The sequence below is a fragment of the Streptomyces sp. NPDC098101 genome, from assembly GCF_044760185.1.
Classification (GTDB): Bacteria; Actinomycetota; Actinomycetes; order Streptomycetales; family Streptomycetaceae; genus Streptomyces.
In genome coordinates, this window is record NZ_JBIWAS010000001.1 from 543,484 (window position 1) to 559,978 (window position 16,495).

The following is a 16,495-nucleotide window of genomic DNA, read 5'->3' on the forward strand; positions in this document are numbered from 1 at the left end:
TCAGCTCCAAGCGGAGTAGTCATTACGGTCACGGTCCCTCGATCATCAGGCGGGTGGCGGTTTCCAGGAATGAATCGTACGCAGTTCGAACGAACGAGCGGTCGCCCCAGCCGGATGCTGCGGCGGCGTCGAGGCCGACGAGTTCCAGTGTGAACAAGATGGGGATCGGTGCGTGTGGCGCCGACTCATCCTCCGGGCTGGGGTTGAACCCCGAAGCGTCATCGCCGACAAGGTCGTCGTACAGGACAGAGAAGCAAGACCAGGCGTGGTCGCGGAAGGTCTCCAGGTACTGCTCCTTAGGGCGGTCCGCCGAGTCTGGGACCATCGAGGCGACCATTCGCAACTTCTCTCGGATCGCGGGAGCCTGCCCCGAAGAGCGCCATGCTGTGAAAAGGTCGCGATAGCCCTCCCACGTCTGTCGGTTGTCGCTGCCAAAAAGAAGTGCCAGATCACAGAGGCGCGAGAGGGCGACGGCTGCGATGTCGTGGATTCCGGCACGACTGTCGATGATCACTACGTCCGGGCGGCGGCTCGCCCTCGCGACGGCCTCTTCGCAGGCGTTGACGGCTGCCTCCAGCCGGTCCGCGAAATCTGAAAGGCTCTGGGCCGGTACGTCGGCGTAGACGCGATTGAGTTTTTCTACGTAGGCGTACTCGGCTCCCGGGGCCCCCTGCCCGCGGGCCGGCGCGACCCAAAGCTCACCGTTGCCCTTGACGTGCGCATGGGTAGCCTGCGCCACAAGGTCCAAGCCTTCATCGTTTCCCAAAGCCGACTCCACGAGTTGGTCGACGATTCCGTACTGAGGGAGTTGGTCTTCCGCGACCAGCAGGGGGCCTGAGCCTGGGGACTCCAAGTCCAAGTCCGCAACAAGTACACAATGCCCCAGGTCGGCAAGGTGCTTAGCCAGCATGAAGGTGGCTGTGGACCGGCCCACGCCTCCCTTGATCCCGTGGACGGCGGTGCGCGCCGTGCGGACCCCACCGACTTCCGCGGCAGGGGTGCTGACCTTGGCCCAGTCCTCACCTACGACGGTATTCTCGAGCAGATGGATACGGCCTTCCCCGGGGCCGGGGTTGTAGCCGATCAAGGGACAGGCTCTCGGTGAAGCGAACAGAGAGTCGGGCTGGAAGAGGTCGGAGGCGAAGAGAATTGGCCGGTCGGCCGCGTATTTGCCGAGACTGCTCGTGAGCCGTCTCCGCCAACCCTCGGCTTTGTGCGCATCGACTGTGCTCGTGCGGTCGTCCACCAGTAGAGAGAACCTGCCCAGGATGTCTCTGACGAGTAGAACGTCGGCCCCCGAGGCTGCTGCGTCGCGGGCAGCGGCCTCTGCGAACGGGCGTGCTTGGTCGAAACGAACTGGATCGGTCGGGTGGCTCACGTAAGCACTCCAGCGATGAGCGCCTGCTGATGCAGGCTGAGAATCTCCTGGGACGCCGCCCTGCGGCTGCGAACCTCGACGTCGTTGGCAGTGGTCCCGTCGAGATAGCGATCTTCCACGGCCCAAGTGCCGAACGGCTCGGAGGCTGCGAGGACCCCGGACAGTATGCTTCCGCCTCGGCCGTGCAGAAGAAGTGCCACGTCGGACCATAGGACTGGAAGGTGGCCGAACTGCTTGGGCTTCCCTGCTGCGTCAGGAGCCCAGGGCTTTACGCTCGGCGGCTTGCCCGGCTTGATCGGCTCCATTGATGCCTGGGTGTACCGAAGGATCAAGCTCTTCAGGGCACACTCCACAGCGAAGCCAAAGTGATGATCTGCGTTGGGCAGCCGACCATCGTCGTGGAGATAGATCGCGTCGTCATGATGGCGCAGCGCAGCACGTGCGTAATGGTCTTCCGTCGAGGTCTGGGACACGGCGAGATCCTATTCGGGGTGTGGGAAGCAATGCCGCAGACCATTACGTACCATTCTGGGCAAATGAGGTTAAATTGACCATTTTTCTCGTGAATGGGTTCAAGTGTCCGTGGAGTGCACGGGAGAAGCGCCGGGGCAGGTGCCTACCGTGGGAAAACGAGCGAGAACCTGTCCCTGCCTCCAGCGCTCCGGCGAGTACATCTATGCGATGAACATGTTGATGGTGCGCTCTGAACGCGGTTACGAGTGGGTTCCGGCCGTCGAGGGCACGGCGACCGTACGGCAAGGGAACGATCATCAAGGTGCGCAATATCCGCCTCGTGTACGGCATCGACGTCCGTGGCGTCGAGTGTCGGATTGGCGGCTTCGGTGCCATGCGGCCGAAGCTCAGTGTGATCAAGAACGACTGACGCGAGACACCTTTAAGTCTTCCGCGCCACCACCAGCCTGCACCGCGGGCTGCCGTTCTCGAGGCGGCCCAGGGGTTCGATCGGGACGAGGGAGACGTCGAAGCCGGTCGACTCCAGGCGGGTGCGGACGTCCGTGAGGCGGAAGGTGCGGTAGTACATGACGAAGGGCGGGCGCCAGAGCGCGTTCCTGACCCGCATCACCGCGTCGAAGCCCCACAGGGTCCAGTAGGCGCGCGAGCCGACGCGGGGCGGGGCCGGGAGGGGGAAGGCGAAGGTGCCGCCGGGGCGCAGCGAGGCGTGGACCCGGGTGAAGAGGGTGCGCTGTTCGTCCGGCAGGAAGTGGCCGAAGGCGCCGAAGCTGACCGCCAGGTCGAAGGCGGGCCCGAAGGGCAGGGCCAGGGCGTCGGCGCGGACCAGGTCGGCGTCGGGGTGGGCGCGGCGGGCCTCGGCCAACATGCCCGTACTGAAGTCGACCCCGGTGACCCGGCCCGCGCAGACCGCGCGGAGGACGCCGAGCCCCGCGCCGGTGCCGCAACAGACGTCGAGGCCCGAGTCGAACGGGCCGAGGGTCTCCAGGGTGCGGGTCACCGCGTCCAGAAGCCGGTCGGAGGTGCGGAAGGGGGTCGCGTCGAACTTCTCCGCGAGCAGGTCGTAACCGTGCTCGACCGAGGAGAGGGCCTGGACGGTCAGTTCGCGGAGGCCGGGACCCTGCGGAGTGAACATGGACCCGACCCTATGCCGTGACGGCCCGTGCGCGTCAGAGCGCGCTGCGCACCGAGGACGCCGACCAGGCCGGGGCGATGCCCGTCAGCTGGCAGGTCAGCAGGTAGAGGGGGATCGGCGGCGTGTAGGGCGAGGTGCCGTCGGGGTGGTGGATCAGCCGGGGCCGGCGGTCCGGGATCTTCGCGCCCGGCGCGTAGCAGGCGGGCAGCGGCCAGGTCAGGTCCAGGTCGGAACCGGCCGGGACCAGCCACCACCACCAGTCGGAGTCGGCGTAGACGCAGCCGTTGGCGGGGAGCCGGGAGAGGATCTTGAAGCCGAAGCGGGCGGGGACGCCGACGGCGTCGCGGCCGAGGCCGGTGTGCAGTCCGGCGGGGACGGCGAGGCGCATGGTGGCGTCCGGCTGCCGGACGGGCACGGGCCCCGACGGGCCGAGGCTCCCGCGCGCGGCGGGGAAGGAGCCGGCGGTGCGGTCGCCGTCCCGTTCGAGACGGAGTTCCAGGGGGCGTCCGGCGGCCGGGGCCAGGCCGAGCCCGGAGTGGCGGCGGGCCCGCGGCACCATGATGCGGGTCGCCATCGACCTCAGCACGCTTCCCCCGTGCCGTGGGCCAGCTCGGCCCAGACGGTCTGCGACGTGCCGTGGCCGGTGCGCTCGGCGCCCCAGGCGCTGCACAGCGCGTCGACGATGATCAGCCCGCGGCCGCGCTCGTCCTCGCCGCAGTCGCGGATCCGCGGCCCCGCCGGGCCGCCCTCGTCCCGCACCGCTATCCGCAGCTTCTCCTCGCCCTCGCGGAGCTCGCAGACGAAACGGCCGCTCGCGGTGTGCACGACGGCGTTGGTGACCAGCTCCGACACGATCAGGGAGACGGTGTCGCGTATCTCGGGGCCGCAGCCCCAGAGGATGAGCCGCTCCTCCGCGAGCCGGCGGGCCCGCGCGACCGACGCGGTGAGGGCCGGGAGCTCGAAGGCGAAGCGCCGCACGGCGCCGGTATCGGTCTGGGGCTGTGGGCGCTGGGCCATGACACGGGGACTCATGAGACCTGAAGGCTGCGCGTTACCAGAAGCCACGACCGGTTCCTCACAACAGTGGGCAGGACTTGCCGTACGGCGCCGCGCCGGGGCGCGAAGGCGCACGACGGCAGCGTGTACTGGTTCACCGGAACACTGTCCTCCTGAGTCGGACACTTGGCAAGTGGCACTCTGAAAATTGCAGAGTGCCGTGTTCTCTCTGGACCGGCTTCGTGGCACACTCGTCCAAAACAGCGCGTCGGGGAGGTCTGGGAGTGAGCGAGCCGCGGTCCGCCCCCACGGTGGGACAGGTCGTCCTCGGAAAGCGGTTGCAGGACCTGCGCGAGCGGGCCGGCATGAAGCGGGAAGAGGCCGCCAAGATCCTCCGGGTGGCCCCGGCCACCGTCCGGCGGATGGAGACCGCCGAGGTCGCGCTGAAGATCCCGTACGTCCAGCTCCTGCTCAAGGAGTACGGGATCACGGACTCCGAGGCGGAGGGCTTCGTCGCCCTCGCGGAGGAGGCCAACCTCCCCGGCTGGTGGCAGCGGTTCCACGACGTGCTGCCCGGCTGGTTCTCCATGTACGTCAGCCTGGAGGGGGCCGCGAGCCTCATCCGGGCGTACGAGCCCCAGTTCGTTCCCGGTCTGCTCCAGACCGCGGAGTACGCCCGTGCCATTCTGCGCAGCGGGGCGGTCGGAGGCGGCAGCGACGCCGCCAGGGAAGAGGACGCCGAGCGGCATGTAGCCCTGCGGATGGAGCGCCAGTCCCTGCTGCTCAGGGAGGACGCCCCCAAGTTCTGGGTGATCATGGACGAGACGGTGTTCCGCCGGCCGGTCGGCGACGGGCCCGAAGTGATGCGCGACCAGCTCGACCGGCTGCTCGAAGCGTCCGAGCTGCCGAACGTCACCCTGCAGATCGCGGAGTTCGCGTCCGGCCACCACCCCGGCACCTACGGACCGTTCGTCCTCTTCCGCTTCGCCATGCCCGAACTCCCGGACATGGTCTACAGCGAGTACCTGACCGGCGCGGTCTATCTCGACGCGCGTCCCGAGGTGGCATCCCACCTGGAGGTCATGGACCGCATGGCGGCTCAGGCCGCGACTGCACAACGCACGAAGGAGATTCTCCGGAATCTCCGCAAGGAGCTGTGAATGGATCGCATATACAACGGGATGCCCGCCGCGGAGCTCGGTGCCGAGGGCTGGCACAAGCCCTGGAGCGGGGGGAACGGGGGCAACTGCGTGGAGGCCATGAAGCTGGCCGACGGCAGGGTCGCCGTGCGACAGTCCGCAGACCCTGAAGGACCCGCGCTCATCTACACCCACAGGGAGATGGAAGCCTTCATCCTGGGGGCAAAATCCGGTCAGGCTGACTTTCTGCTCACCTGACCCTTCCGTCCCGCCCCTACCGTCGCGTAACTCTTGCTGTAGCGCCACCCGTTCATCCCGACCAGGAGAGCCGATGACCCAGGACCCCGCAGCCCCGCGGACCGAGATACGCATCGACACCAGCAAGCCGCACCCGGCGCGCATGTACGACTGGTTCCTGGGCGGCAAGGACAACTACCCGGTCGACGAGGCGATGGCCCGTCAGCTGCTCACCGTCGACGCCCGGGGCCGGGACATGGCCCGCGTCAACCGGGCCTTCATGCACCGCGCCATCCGCTGGCTCAGCGCCCGCGGCGTCCGCCAGTACCTGGACATCGGCACCGGCATCCCGACCGAGCCCAACCTGCACCAGATCGCGCAGGAGGCCGCGCCGGAGTCCCGCATCGTCTACTGCGACAACGACCCGATCGTGCTCGCGCACGCGGCCGCCCTGCTGCGCTCGACCCCCGAGGGGGCCACCGAGTACATCCAGGCGGACGCCCGCGAGCCCGAGGTCATCCTCGAAAGGGCCGGAAAGGTCCTTGACTTCGACCAGCCCATCGCGCTGTCGATGCTCGCCCTGCTGCACTTCGTCGGGGACGAGGACGGGGCGTACGAGCTGGTCTCCAAGCTCGTCGACAAGCTCGCGCCGGGCAGCTACCTGGTCCTCTCCCACGTCACCGGGGACTTCAACCCCGAGGGAGCGGCGCAGGCGGCCGCCCTGTACAAGGCGCGCGGGCTGACCCTGCGGCCCCGCTCGCGCGACGAGCTGGCCGCGTTCTTCGACGGCCTGGAGTTCGTCGAGCCGGGCGTCTCGCTCACCGCCGAATGGCACCCGGAGCTGGGCGAGCCCGTCCCGGTCCCGGGCGACGAGCCCATCCCGGGCTGGGCCGCCGTGGCCCGCAAGCCCTGACCCCACCCGTACGAACGGCGCGCTCGGCGGCCCCGTGGACCCTCCCGGTCCACGGGGCCGACCCGTCTCAGCCCTCCGGCGGCACCAGCGTCACCAGGAAGCTCCGCGCCGGGCCCGTGTTCCCGGCCGCGTCGACCGTGCGGTACTCGACGGTGTGGGTGCCGTGGTCCGGGGTCGCGTCGTCCCACGGCACCGCCCGGCTCCGGCCCAGCTTCCCGTACACGAGGCCGTCGATCTCCGTGCCGCCCGGTGAGAAGCGGAACGGCGCGTCCGCGTCCGTCGGCCAGCCGTAGTACGTGTACCAGCCGTCGCCGTCGACCCGGAACTGGCTCACCACCGCGCCCTCCCGGTCGTCCCGCGCGGTCAGCCGCATCGTGAACGCCCCGTCGTACACGTACTCCACCGGCCTCCCCGGCCGCCGCACCGTCCGCAGCGGCTCCGACAGCTCGTACGCGGCCGTGGCCGGGCGGGCGTCGACCGTCCAGCGCAACTCCCGCCCCGTGCCCGCGAGCCGGGCCGTGAGCACATGGGTCCCCGGGGCGATCCGCAGCGCGCCCAGGTCCAGGTCGCGGTCGTTGCGGTCGCCCGTCGCGACGGGGCGCCCGTCGAGGTGCCAGCGCACGGCCGGGGTGCCGTCCACCGCGTGGGTGGTGTCCGCGTGCACGACGCTCCGGGCGCCGACGGGCGAGCCGGTCGGGGTGTGCCCGGCGAACGCGGCCCGGAACGGCTCCCGGGCCGTGGTCAGCGAAGGGTCCACCGTCCAGCGCACGGTCCGGGTGAGCGCCTCGGAGGCGCGGACCGCCGGATCGCGGACGAACGGCGTCGGATCGGTGACCGTCGCCGTCAGCGCGTGCGGGCCGGGGGAGAGCCTGAGCCTCCGCAGGTCGACGGTGCGGGCGCCGCGCGTGTCCAGGACCCGCCCGTCCAGCCGCCAGGTGACGGCGAGTTCGCCGCCCACCGGATGCAGGACGTCCACCCACGCCGACCGGTCCGCCCCGATCGGCGCCGTGTTCGGCGTGTGGTCCTGGACCAGGTCCACCTTCGCCGAGATCGCCCGGACCATCACCTCCCGCTCCACCTGGTCGAAGGCGTAGCCGAGGGTCTTCATCAGGGAGTGCCGGCTCGGCCGCCAGACCCCCTTCGTGCTGTACAGCCCGCCCTCGTGGCGCCCGATGACCCCGCCGGACTCGCTCTCCTCGCCCAGCCAGCGCCACCACTTGGTCCGCCGCTCCCGCATCTGCCGTTCGGTCAGGAGCGTGTGGTGGGCGGAGTCCGGTTCCGGGCCGGAGTACGTGCCGCCCGGCACCCCGCGCGCGTAGTAGTCGTACTCGTCCTGGAGGCCGCCGAGCGAGTGCCCGATCTCGTGCGGGGTGATCAGGGCGGAGAGCGCGTTGCCGCCGGACGCGGTCGCGTAGCCGCCGCCCGCGCCGCCGTAGGTGGAGCTGTGGGCGAGGGCGACGACCTGCCGGCCGGCGCCGCCCGTGCCGGGGACGAGGTCCGCGAGCGCGGCCGCCTTCCGGCCGTCGACGGTCAGCAGCCGCTGCACGCTGCCCGGATCGCAGCCGCCCCAGAAGCCCATGTCGAGCACGGTGTCCCGGGCGGGCGCGTCGAGGCCGGGGTCGCAGTCCACCCCGGACTGCGCCGAAGGGGACTCCACCGCCCACACGTTGACGTACGAACGGTAGGAGGCGAAGGGCTCGATGCTCCACAGGGTGTTCAGGTGCCGTTCGAGGTCCGCCCGGAACTCCGGCATCTCCTCGGCGGTGTAGCCGTCGCCCAGGAACACCAGGTTGAACCGCCGGTCGGCGGGCCCGGTGGTCTGGACGGGGACGACGACCGGCTCCCCGCCCGGGGCCTCCGTCTCCGCCGCGGCCGGCCCCGTTCCCGTCAGGCCGGCGGCCAGCAGACAGGCCGCGACGAGCCGAACTCCCTTGCTGCGTAAGGTCATGGGGCGCGAGCCTAGGCCGCGCCCCGCCCCGGTGGAAGACGTCCGTCGGCCGTATCGCCCGGCCGTACGGAGCCGCCGTTGGCTCGGCACCGACGGTCCGGCGCGATCGGCTCAGCGCCGCAGGTACGCGAGCCCCGGGTGCTCCGCCGCGTACCCCTCCACGAGCCGCCGGGCCACCGCGACCGAGTCCACCAGCGGGTGCAGCGCGAAGGCCTTGACCGCCGTCTCCCGCGACCCGCTCTCCGCCGCCGCCAGCACCTCCCGCTCCACCGCCTTCACGGCCGTCACCAGACCGACGGCGTGGTACGGCAGCGGGGCGACCGCCACCGGCCGGGCGCCGTTCGCGTCGACCAGGCAGGGCACCTCGATCACCGCGTCCGCGTCGAGCACGGAGAGCGTCGTGCCGTTGCGCACGTTGAGGATCAGCGTCGTCCGCTCGTCGCGCGCGACCGCCCGCATCAGGGCGAGCGCCACCTTCTCGTAGCCGCCCGACTCCAGGTCCTCCTCGTCGTGCTCCCCGACCCCGGCGGCCTCCCGGTTGGCCGCCATGTAGGTGGCCTCCCGGTCCGCGAGCGTACGGCGCCAGGCGGCCAGGGCGGGGGTGCCGGGCTTGCCCATCTCCTCGTAGAAGGCGCCCTGCTGGTCGCGCAGGTACGCGCCCCGGGTCCGTTCGGCGGTCCGGTAGGCGTGCACGGCCTCCCGGTTGAAGTAGTAGTAGTGCAGGTACTCGTTGGGAATCGCGCCGAGCGAGCGCAGCCACTCGGGGCCGAAGAGCCGGCCCTCCTCGAAGGAGCCGAGCGCCTCCTCGTCGGCGAGCAGCCGGGGCAGCTCGTCCCGGCCGCCGACCCGCAGCCCCCGCAGCCAGCCCAGGTGGTTGAGGCCCACGTAGTCGATCCAGGCCTCGTCCGGGTCCGCGCCCAGGATCCGGACGACCCGGCGGCCCAGGCCCACGGGGGAGTCGCAGATGCCGACGACCCGGTCGCCCAGGACCCGGGACATCGCCTCCGTGACCAGGCCGGCCGGGTTGGTGAAGTTGATGACCCAGGCGTCCGGGGCGAGCGCGGCGACCCGCCGGGCGACGCGGGTCGCGACGGGCACGGTCCGCAGGCCGTACGCGATCCCGCCCGCGCCCACCGTCTCCTGCCCGAGCACCCCCTCGGCGAGCGCGATCCGCTCGTCCGCCGCCCTGCCCTCCAGACCGCCGACCCGGATCGCCGAGAACACGAAGTCCGCCCCGCGCAGCGCCTCGTCCAGGTCCGTCGTCGCCGTCACCTCCGGCGCGTCCGGCACCCCCTCGGCCTGGTCCGCCAGGACCCGGGCGACGGCGGAGAGCCGCCCCGCGTCGAGGTCGTGCAGGGTGACCCGGGTGACCCGCCCCTCGGCGTGGTCGCCGAGCAGCGCGCCGTACACCAGCGGCACCCGGAATCCGCCGCCTCCGAGAATCGTCAGTTTCATGCCCGTACGCTACTCGGACGCCCCTGCCGGGACCCCTCGCACACGGGCCGGGGGACAATGGGCCCCATGTCCCGACGCAAGACCCGCCCCCGCACCGCATCCCGCACCGCCCCGGCCCCCGCCGCCCCCGTTGTTACCCCGGACTCGCCCTGCCCCTGCGGTCTCGGCGCCGCCTACGGCACGTGCTGCGGCCGCTTCCACACGGGTGCGGGCGGCACGGCGCCCACCGCCGAACTCCTGATGCGCTCCCGCTACAGCGCCTTCGTCGTCCGCGACGAGTCCTACCTGCTGCGCACCTGGGCGCCGGAGACGCGACCGGGCGAGGTCGACTTCGACCCGGGCCTCCGCTGGACCGGCCTGGAGATCGACGGGACCACCGAGGGCACCGCCTTCCACCAGCACGGCACCGTCACCTTCACGGCCCGCTACACCCACGACGGCGCCCCGGGCGCCCTGCGCGAGCGCAGCCGCTTCGCCCGGCACGAGGGGGCGTGGGTGTACGTGGACGGGGACTTCACGGAGTAACCCGTCCTCAGCGGGTGCCCGCCACCGCGCGCGACCCCGAGCGCGGGAGGCCGTTCGCCAGGTCCTCGGCGACGATCTTCTTCGCGATGGCGTCCGTCGCCGCCCGCAGTTCGGGGCCGCTGGGGCGGCCGCGTTCGCGTTCGACGCGGTCGGTGAGCCAGGTGCCCCAGGCGCGGGTGATGACGTCCGCCTCCCGGCGGCCCGCCGGGGTGTGGGAGAGCAGGTTGCCGTCGCGGGTCAGGAAGCCCTCGTCGACCATCCGGTCGAAGACGGGCAGGAGCACCTCGGGCGGCACCCGCCGGCCGGCCGCGATCAGGCCGAGGCTCGCGTGCCCGACGGTCAGGGTGTACAGCTCGACCTGCATCACCGCCCACGCGCCCGCCACGTCGAGCCGGGTGTCGGACGCGTCGACGATCCGCCGGGCCGTGTCCAGGTCGGTGCGGCGCAGGATCCGTCCGACGGACAGTTCGAGGAGCCTCGCCGAGTCGCCCGACGTGGTGGGGGAGGCGAAGCCCTCGCCCATGTCGGGGGCGGCGGCGCGCGCCGAGTCCCGCAGCTTCACCTGTTTGAGGAAGAGGGCGACGACGAAGCCGACGGCGGCGACGGGCACGGTCCACAGGAAGACGGTGTGGAGGGTGTCGGCGTAGGCGTTCACGATCGGCTCCGCGACCGCGTCCGGCAGGCCGTGCACCCCGGCGGGGCTCTGCGCGGCCCGTCCCACGGCTGCGGGGTCGAGCCCGAGGCCCCCGGCGACGGCGGCCGCCTCCCGGACCCCGGTCGTCAGGTGGGGCTCCAGGGAGTTGGCGTAGATCGTGCCGAAGACGGCCGTGCCGAAGGAGCTGCCGAGCGTACGGAAGAAGGTGACGCCCGAGGTGGCGGTGCCCAGGTCGGCGTAGTCCACGGTGTTCTGCACGGCGATGGTGAGGACCTGCATACACAGGCCGATGCCGGTGCCGAGGACGAACATGTACAGCGACGCCAGCCAGGTGCTCGTGCCCGGCTCCATGAGCGAGAGCAGATAGAGCCCGACGCCCATCACCAGGCAGCCGACGATGGGGAAGATTCGGTAGTGGCCGGTCTTGCTGACCACGTTGCCGCTGAAGATCGAGGCGATGAGCAGGCCGACGACCATGGGCAGGGTGCGGATACCGGAGACGGTCGCGGAGTCCCCGTCGACGTACTGGAGGTAGGTCGGCAGGAAGGTCATCGCGCCGAGCATGGCGAAGCCGACGACGAAGCTGAGCACGGAGCAGACCGTGAAGACCGGGTTCCCGAAGAGGCGCATGGGCAGCATCGGTTCGGCCGCCCGGGTCTCCACCAGGCAGAACAGGCCCAGGGCGACGATCCCGCCCGCGAAGAGCCCGATGATGACGCCGGAGCCCCAGGCGTACTCGTTCCCGCCCCAGCTCGTGGCCAGGATCAGGGCGCTGGAGCCCACGGCGACGAGCGCGATGCCGGCGTAGTCGACGACCGGCCTGCTCGCCGAGCGGACGGACGGGATCGTGCGGGCGGCGGCGATCACGACCAGGATCGCGATGGGCACGTTGACGTAGAAGGCCCAGCGCCAGCTGAGGTGGTCGGTGAACACACCGCCGAGGAGCGGGCCGATGACGGTGGAGACGCCGAACACGGCCCCGATCGCGCCCTGGTACTTGCCGCGCTCGCGCAGCGGGATCACGTCCGCGATGAGTGCCATCGAGGTGACCATCAGACCGCCTGCGCCGATGCCCTGGAGGCCGCGCCAGACGATCAGCAGCGTCATGTTGGTGGCGAGTCCGCAGAGGAACGAGCCGGTGATGAAGACGACCGCGGAGATCTGGAAGATCACCTTGCGGCCGAAGAGGTCGCCGAACTTGCCGACCAGGACGGTCGCGACGGTTTCGGCCAGCAGGTACGAGGTGACCACCCACGACATGTGGGCCGCGCCGCCCAGGTCCGAGACGATCGTCGGCAGGGCGGTGCCGACGATCGTCTGGTCGAGGGCGGCGAGGAGGACGCCCAGCATGATCGTGCCGAAGACGATGTTGCGGCGGCGCCCGTCGAGCACGGGCGGCTCGGTGGCGGCCGGGGGCGCGGGCGCTGCGTCGCTGGTCGTGGTCACCCTCGCAGCGTCACACCGGCCCCGCCGCCGCGCATGTGGGGGACGGCCGGACAGGTGTCGCTCCGTCACGGCCCCTCAGGACCCCGTCAGGGGGTGACGGGCAGCTCGGGGTGGTGCTTGGCGAGGATCTTGTTGGCCCGCGCGAGCGCCGAGAGGGCGTGCTCGCGGTCGGCCCGGTCCTCCGCGCAGAGCGGCCCCCGGAACCGGTACACCTCGCGCGCCGCGCAGTCCGCGTCGACCTCGGCCTGGAGGACGTGCAGCGGCAGACAGGCGCCGATCATCGCGGCCACGCGGTCGGGGATCGGAACGGGGACGAGGCGCGAGGGCGAGGTGATCACGGGTCAGTCCTAGTGGGTCCGGGAAGGGTACGGAAGAGTCTCTCCCCCATACGTACCGGATGGCGTTGCGGGTTCGGACACGGAGGTGTCGCGGAACGGCGACGGCCGGGGGCGCCTCCGGCGGGCCGCGCGGGCGCCGGGGGCGCGGACCGGGCGCGAAGGGTGATCTTCCGGACGGCGTTCCCGCAGGTGCGGGGGCTGGGAGGCGTCGGCGGTTTGCGCACCTTCTCTGCGTATCGACCGCGCGTTCGGCGTACGGAAGATCCACAAAAGGGGTGTCGGGGGTGATCCACATCCGGCGGGGTGTGAAGGATCTCACTCGTCGGTCCGGAGTCTTTCGGAGCGGGTGGGGTATGTGCTCGCGCCCTCGCCTCTCCACGGTCTTTTGCCGGAAAAACAAGACGAACGGTCGTGCTAATGTTTTTCACGTCTAGGTCACCGAGGAGATCCGCCGCGCGTCGAGTACCGCGAGATCGTCCGGCGGCCGCACGCCCGGCACGGCGACTTCGACGCTGTCGTGGCGGCCGTGGAGTTCGTGACGGCACCGGCGGCCGAGCCGTCCGGGGACGGGGAACGGGTCGCCGCCGGCCGACCCCGGGCCGGGGCGCGGGGAGGGCTACGCGGCGGCGAGGGCCTCCCGGCCCCGGTCCGTGACCGAGGCGCGCAGCCGCGCCGCGATGCCCCGCTCGGCACGGTCGTACGCCCCGGGCCCGCCGAACAGCACCGAGTGCGCGTTGGCCGCCTCCATCAGGGCGATCACCTCGAAGGCCACCTGCTCCGCGTCCAGGTCCGCCACCAGCTCCCCGGCGGCGCGCGCCGCCGACAGGTTCTCCTCCATGTACGCGGTCCAGTCCCGGCGGGCCCGGGCGACGGCGTCGTGGACCGGGCCCGTGCGGGCGTCGAACTCGGCGGAGGCCGCGGAGAAGAAGCAGCCGCCCTCGAAGACCCGCTCCGAGGAGTACGCCAGCCAGTTCCCGCACAGGTCGCGCACCCGCACGGCCCCCGGCGGCACGTCCCGCAGCGGGGCGACCACCCGGCGGGAGAAGACGGAGACGGCGGCCCTGACGGTGGCGAGCTGGAGTTCCTCCTTGGAGCCGAAGAGGGCGAAGACGCCGCTCTTGCTCAGGCCCAGCTCGGTCGCGATCCGCCCCAGGGACAGGCCTTCGAGGCCCTCGACCGAGGCGATGTCCATCGTCCGCCCGAGCACGAGCCGCCGGGTCCGGTTGCCGCGCTCGACGCGCCCGTCCGTCTTCGTCCCCGTACCACCGCTCATGCCCCCATCGTACTGAACGCACGACCGTGCGGGATTCTCGTCAGGTCCCTTCGTCGAAGCCGCGCCGCTCCCCGGGGGCGAGCAGCAGCACCTCCAGGGCGCGCGCCGTCGTCCGCGCCTGGGCCAGGTACCAGTCGAGCCGCTCGTCGGTGATCAGCTCCGGGGTCGCGCGGAGCGCGAGCGCGAACCGCGCGTGGCCCGCCCGCTCCAGGACCGGCACGGCCACGGTCCGCACCCCGTGGGCCGACTCGCCGTCGTTGAGCGCGTACCCCGCCTCCCGTACGCGCTCCAACTCGGCCGCGAGCAGCGGCGGTTCGACGATGGTCCGCTCGGTGAACGCGTACAGCGGCGGCAGGGAACGCGGTCCGCCCTCGCCCGCCCTCGGCCACGCGAGGAGCACCTTCCCGAGCGCCGTCGAGTGCAGCGGCCTGCGCAGGCCCACCTTCGGGGTCACCGAACCGCCCGCCACGATCACCACGTGCGGACCGCTGCGCAGCGCCAGGTCGGCCGTCGCGCCCGTCCGCTCGGCCAGGTCGGACAGCTCGGGCGCCGCCAGGTGCAGCCCCCGCTGGTGGTACGAGAGGCGGCCCAGCTCCGTCATCGCGGGACCGAGCCGGTAGCGGGCCGTCCTGGCGTCCTGTTCGAGGAAGCCCGCGCCGAGCAGCGTCCGGGCGAGCCGGTGCGCCGTCGAGGTGGAGAGCCCGAGCCGCCGCGCGAGTTCGGAGGCGCTCAGGTCGGGCCCGTTGTCGTGGAAACAGTGCAGCACGTCCAGTGCGCGGCGGACCGCCTGGGCGCCCGCCGGGGGTCGGACGATGCCGGCCTCGGTCGTCATAGGGTTCGCTCCCCGTGGGTGATCGGGCTCCCACGCTCCCACATGGCGGGAGCCGAATCAGTGGTCCCGCGAGGTCGGAAACACTCCGTTCACGAGCAATCCCACATGGTGGGAGACCAGTTGTGGGCGGTCGGACTTCCATGGCAAGGTTCCGGCCAACGCACCACCACGGCGGTACCGAGCGGGAAGGAGCAGGGCCAGTGACGAACGGACTCCGTACGACGCGCCGTACGCCCGCCGCCTCCCCCGTGCCGCTCGGCCTCACCCGCCGCCGCCACATCGACCTGGCCCGCGTCGCCGGCGCCACCTGTCGCTGACGCGACCGGCGGCCGGGACCGGCCGCCCCCGGCACGACACGCCGGTGACGGCTCCGGCTGACGGCCCCTCCGTTCTGTACGCCCCAGGCCCGCCTCCGGATCCACCGCGCCTCCGTCCGGTGGCGCCCGCCCCCGCGAGGCCGTGGCCGAAAAGCCCTCCGCGCGGCACCCGCCGTCCACCGGACCCGCGCCCCCGTCCGAGCCGGGACGGCCGCCCGCCGCCGACGCGCCCAGCCGCCGCCCCCTCGCCCCCACCACACCCCGGGAAGCCCTCCATGACGCACGCCCGCGTGCCCGACACGCTCTGGTTCACCCGCTGCCCCGTCCCCACCGCCACCGGCGTCGCCGCCGACCGCGGCTGGCTCGCCGGGGAGTTCGCGGCTGACGGCATCGCCGTCCGCTCGCTCCAGGACGCCGAACCCGGCGCCGACCGCGCCACCCACTTCACCCACGCCCTCCCCGGCCTCTTCCGCGAGGGCGGCAACGTGCCCGCGCTGTGGGCCCGTTCGCGGGGCGAGCGCACCCGGCTCGTCGGACTCACCTGGATCGAGGAGCGGCAGGCGGTCCTCGTCGCCCCCGGCTCCCCGGTGCGCGGAGCCGCCGCCCTGCGCGGACTCCGGCTCGCCGTGCCCCGCCACTCCGTCCCCATCGACTTCTGGCGCGCGATGGCCCTGCGCGGCTTCGAGGGCGTCCTCGCCTCGGCGGGGTACGGACTCGCCGACGCCGTCCTCGTCGACGTGCCCGCCGACGGGCACGAGGGCCAGTGGGCCGCCGAACTGGACGCCCTGCGCCGGGGCGAGGTCGACGCCGTCTACGTGAAGGGCGCCCTCGCCGTCGAGGCCGCCCGGCGGGCCGGCGCCGAGGTGGCCGTCGAGCTCGACGAGCTGCCCGACCCCGCGCACCGCGTCAACAACGGCACCCCCCGCCCCCTCACCGTGCACCAGGACCTCCTGGACGAGCACCCCGACCTCGTGGCCCGCTTCCTCTCCGTCCTGCTCCGCGCCGCCGACTGGGCCGCCGGCGAACCGGACGAGGTCGCCCGCATCCTCGGCGCCGAGACCGGCGCGGGCGCGGAGGGGGTCGCGGGCGCCTACCGGCCCGGCACCCACCGCACCCTCCACCCCGACCTGTCCGAGACCCGCCTCGACCTCCTCGCCCGCCAGGAGGAGGCCCTGCGCGCCCACGGCTTCCTGCCCGGGGCCGTGGACGTACGGACCTGGGCCGACCCGGAACCACTGCGCCGCGCTCGGCTGCTCGCTGCCGCCACTGCCACCTCCTCCTCGGCCTCCACCGTCGTACCGGAACCGCACGCGGGGCCGTCCCCGCAGCGGGTCCCGTAACCGCGCGATGCGCGAACCCGCTCCGTAACCACGCGGAACGCGTGCCCGCCCCGTAACCACGGCGCCACGCGCCCCCGTACCGCCGTACGTGCCCCGT

The 16,495-nt window shown here is 72.2% G+C and carries 17 protein-coding genes; 6 read left to right on the forward strand and 11 right to left on the reverse strand.

The window, feature by feature from the left end; genetic code table 11:
• Positions 1-28: 28 nt before the first annotated feature.
• The 5 genes from ACIQVI_RS02255 to ACIQVI_RS02275 all read right to left on the reverse strand — a co-directional run bounded on the left by ACIQVI_RS02255 (position 29) and on the right by ACIQVI_RS02275 (position 4,001).
• Complete coding sequence (locus tag ACIQVI_RS02255; RefSeq protein WP_403590010.1) at positions 29-1,378, reverse strand: KGGVGR-motif variant AAA ATPase; 1,350 nt, start codon at positions 1,376-1,378, stop codon at positions 29-31.
• Positions 1,375-1,851: a hypothetical protein gene (locus ACIQVI_RS02260; protein ID WP_403590012.1), complete on the reverse strand. Its 477-nt coding sequence runs from the start codon at positions 1,849-1,851 to the stop codon at positions 1,375-1,377. Before ACIQVI_RS02260 ends, ACIQVI_RS02255 begins: the two co-directional genes overlap by 4 nt.
• Before the next feature lie 422 nt (positions 1,852-2,273).
• On the reverse strand, positions 2,274-2,984 hold the full coding sequence (locus ACIQVI_RS02265; RefSeq protein ID WP_403590014.1) for a class I SAM-dependent methyltransferase: 711 nt from the start codon (positions 2,982-2,984) through the stop codon (positions 2,274-2,276).
• 34 nt (positions 2,985-3,018) lie between these two features.
• On the reverse strand, positions 3,019-3,372 hold the full coding sequence (locus ACIQVI_RS02270; protein WP_351972919.1) for a hypothetical protein: 354 nt from the start codon (positions 3,370-3,372) through the stop codon (positions 3,019-3,021).
• A gap of 191 nt (positions 3,373-3,563) precedes the next feature.
• Positions 3,564-4,001, reverse strand: coding sequence for an ATP-binding protein (locus tag ACIQVI_RS02275; protein ID WP_403590015.1), 438 nt, complete (start codon positions 3,999-4,001; stop codon positions 3,564-3,566).
• A gap of 263 nt (positions 4,002-4,264) precedes the next feature.
• Here ACIQVI_RS02275 and ACIQVI_RS02280 point away from each other — a divergent pair, with 263 nt between their 5' ends.
• The 3 genes from ACIQVI_RS02280 to ACIQVI_RS02290 all read left to right on the forward strand — a co-directional run bounded on the left by ACIQVI_RS02280 (position 4,265) and on the right by ACIQVI_RS02290 (position 6,269).
• Positions 4,265-5,140: a helix-turn-helix transcriptional regulator gene (locus ACIQVI_RS02280; RefSeq protein WP_121829728.1), complete on the forward strand. Its 876-nt coding sequence runs from the start codon at positions 4,265-4,267 to the stop codon at positions 5,138-5,140.
• Positions 5,141-5,377 carry a DUF397 domain-containing protein gene (locus ACIQVI_RS02285; protein WP_403590017.1) on the forward strand — a complete coding sequence of 79 codons (237 nt, stop codon included), beginning with the start codon at positions 5,141-5,143 and terminating at the stop codon, positions 5,375-5,377.
• Between the two features lie 73 nt (positions 5,378-5,450).
• Positions 5,451-6,269, forward strand: coding sequence for an SAM-dependent methyltransferase (locus ACIQVI_RS02290; RefSeq protein ID WP_351972914.1), 819 nt, complete (start codon positions 5,451-5,453; stop codon positions 6,267-6,269).
• A 67-nt stretch (positions 6,270-6,336) separates the two neighbouring features.
• Here the strand turns inward: ACIQVI_RS02290 and ACIQVI_RS02295 are convergent, their stop codons facing one another.
• Together ACIQVI_RS02295 and ACIQVI_RS02300 are read right to left on the reverse strand one after the other, a co-directional pair.
• Complete coding sequence (locus tag ACIQVI_RS02295) at positions 6,337-8,217, reverse strand: M64 family metallopeptidase (protein ID WP_403590019.1); 1,881 nt, start codon at positions 8,215-8,217, stop codon at positions 6,337-6,339.
• Between the two features lie 111 nt (positions 8,218-8,328).
• Positions 8,329-9,672, reverse strand: a complete 1,344-nt coding sequence (locus tag ACIQVI_RS02300) for a 6-phospho-beta-glucosidase (RefSeq protein WP_403590021.1) — start codon at positions 9,670-9,672, stop codon at positions 8,329-8,331.
• A gap of 66 nt (positions 9,673-9,738) precedes the next feature.
• Between ACIQVI_RS02300 and ACIQVI_RS02305 the strand changes: the two genes are divergently transcribed.
• Positions 9,739-10,197 (forward strand): YchJ family metal-binding protein, encoded by a 459-nt coding sequence (locus ACIQVI_RS02305; RefSeq protein ID WP_351972917.1) that lies wholly within the window; start codon positions 9,739-9,741, stop codon positions 10,195-10,197.
• A gap of 7 nt (positions 10,198-10,204) precedes the next feature.
• Here ACIQVI_RS02305 and ACIQVI_RS02310 read toward each other — a convergent pair whose 3' ends face one another.
• From ACIQVI_RS02310 to ACIQVI_RS02325, 4 genes are all read right to left on the reverse strand, one after another.
• Positions 10,205-12,298 (reverse strand): MDR family MFS transporter, encoded by a 2,094-nt coding sequence (locus ACIQVI_RS02310; RefSeq protein WP_403590023.1) that lies wholly within the window; start codon positions 12,296-12,298, stop codon positions 10,205-10,207.
• 86 nt (positions 12,299-12,384) lie between these two features.
• A complete protein-coding gene (locus ACIQVI_RS02315) occupies positions 12,385-12,579 on the reverse strand; it encodes a hypothetical protein (RefSeq protein ID WP_202526684.1) in 195 nt (64 codons plus the stop codon).
• A gap of 673 nt (positions 12,580-13,252) precedes the next feature.
• Positions 13,253-13,909: a TetR/AcrR family transcriptional regulator gene (locus ACIQVI_RS02320; RefSeq protein WP_403590025.1), complete on the reverse strand. Its 657-nt coding sequence runs from the start codon at positions 13,907-13,909 to the stop codon at positions 13,253-13,255.
• Positions 13,910-13,949: 40 nt separating this feature from the next.
• A complete protein-coding gene (locus ACIQVI_RS02325; RefSeq protein WP_351969859.1) occupies positions 13,950-14,741 on the reverse strand; it encodes an IclR family transcriptional regulator in 792 nt (263 codons plus the stop codon).
• A 200-nt stretch (positions 14,742-14,941) separates the two neighbouring features.
• Here ACIQVI_RS02325 and ACIQVI_RS02330 point away from each other — a divergent pair, with 200 nt between their 5' ends.
• Positions 14,942-15,058: a putative leader peptide gene (locus ACIQVI_RS02330; RefSeq protein ID WP_403590027.1), complete on the forward strand. Its 117-nt coding sequence runs from the start codon at positions 14,942-14,944 to the stop codon at positions 15,056-15,058.
• Positions 15,059-15,333: 275 nt separating this feature from the next.
• Entirely contained in the window at positions 15,334-16,398 is a 1,065-nt protein-coding gene (locus tag ACIQVI_RS02335; protein ID WP_403590029.1) for an ABC transporter substrate-binding protein, read from the forward strand.
• Positions 16,399-16,495 lie beyond the last annotated feature (97 nt).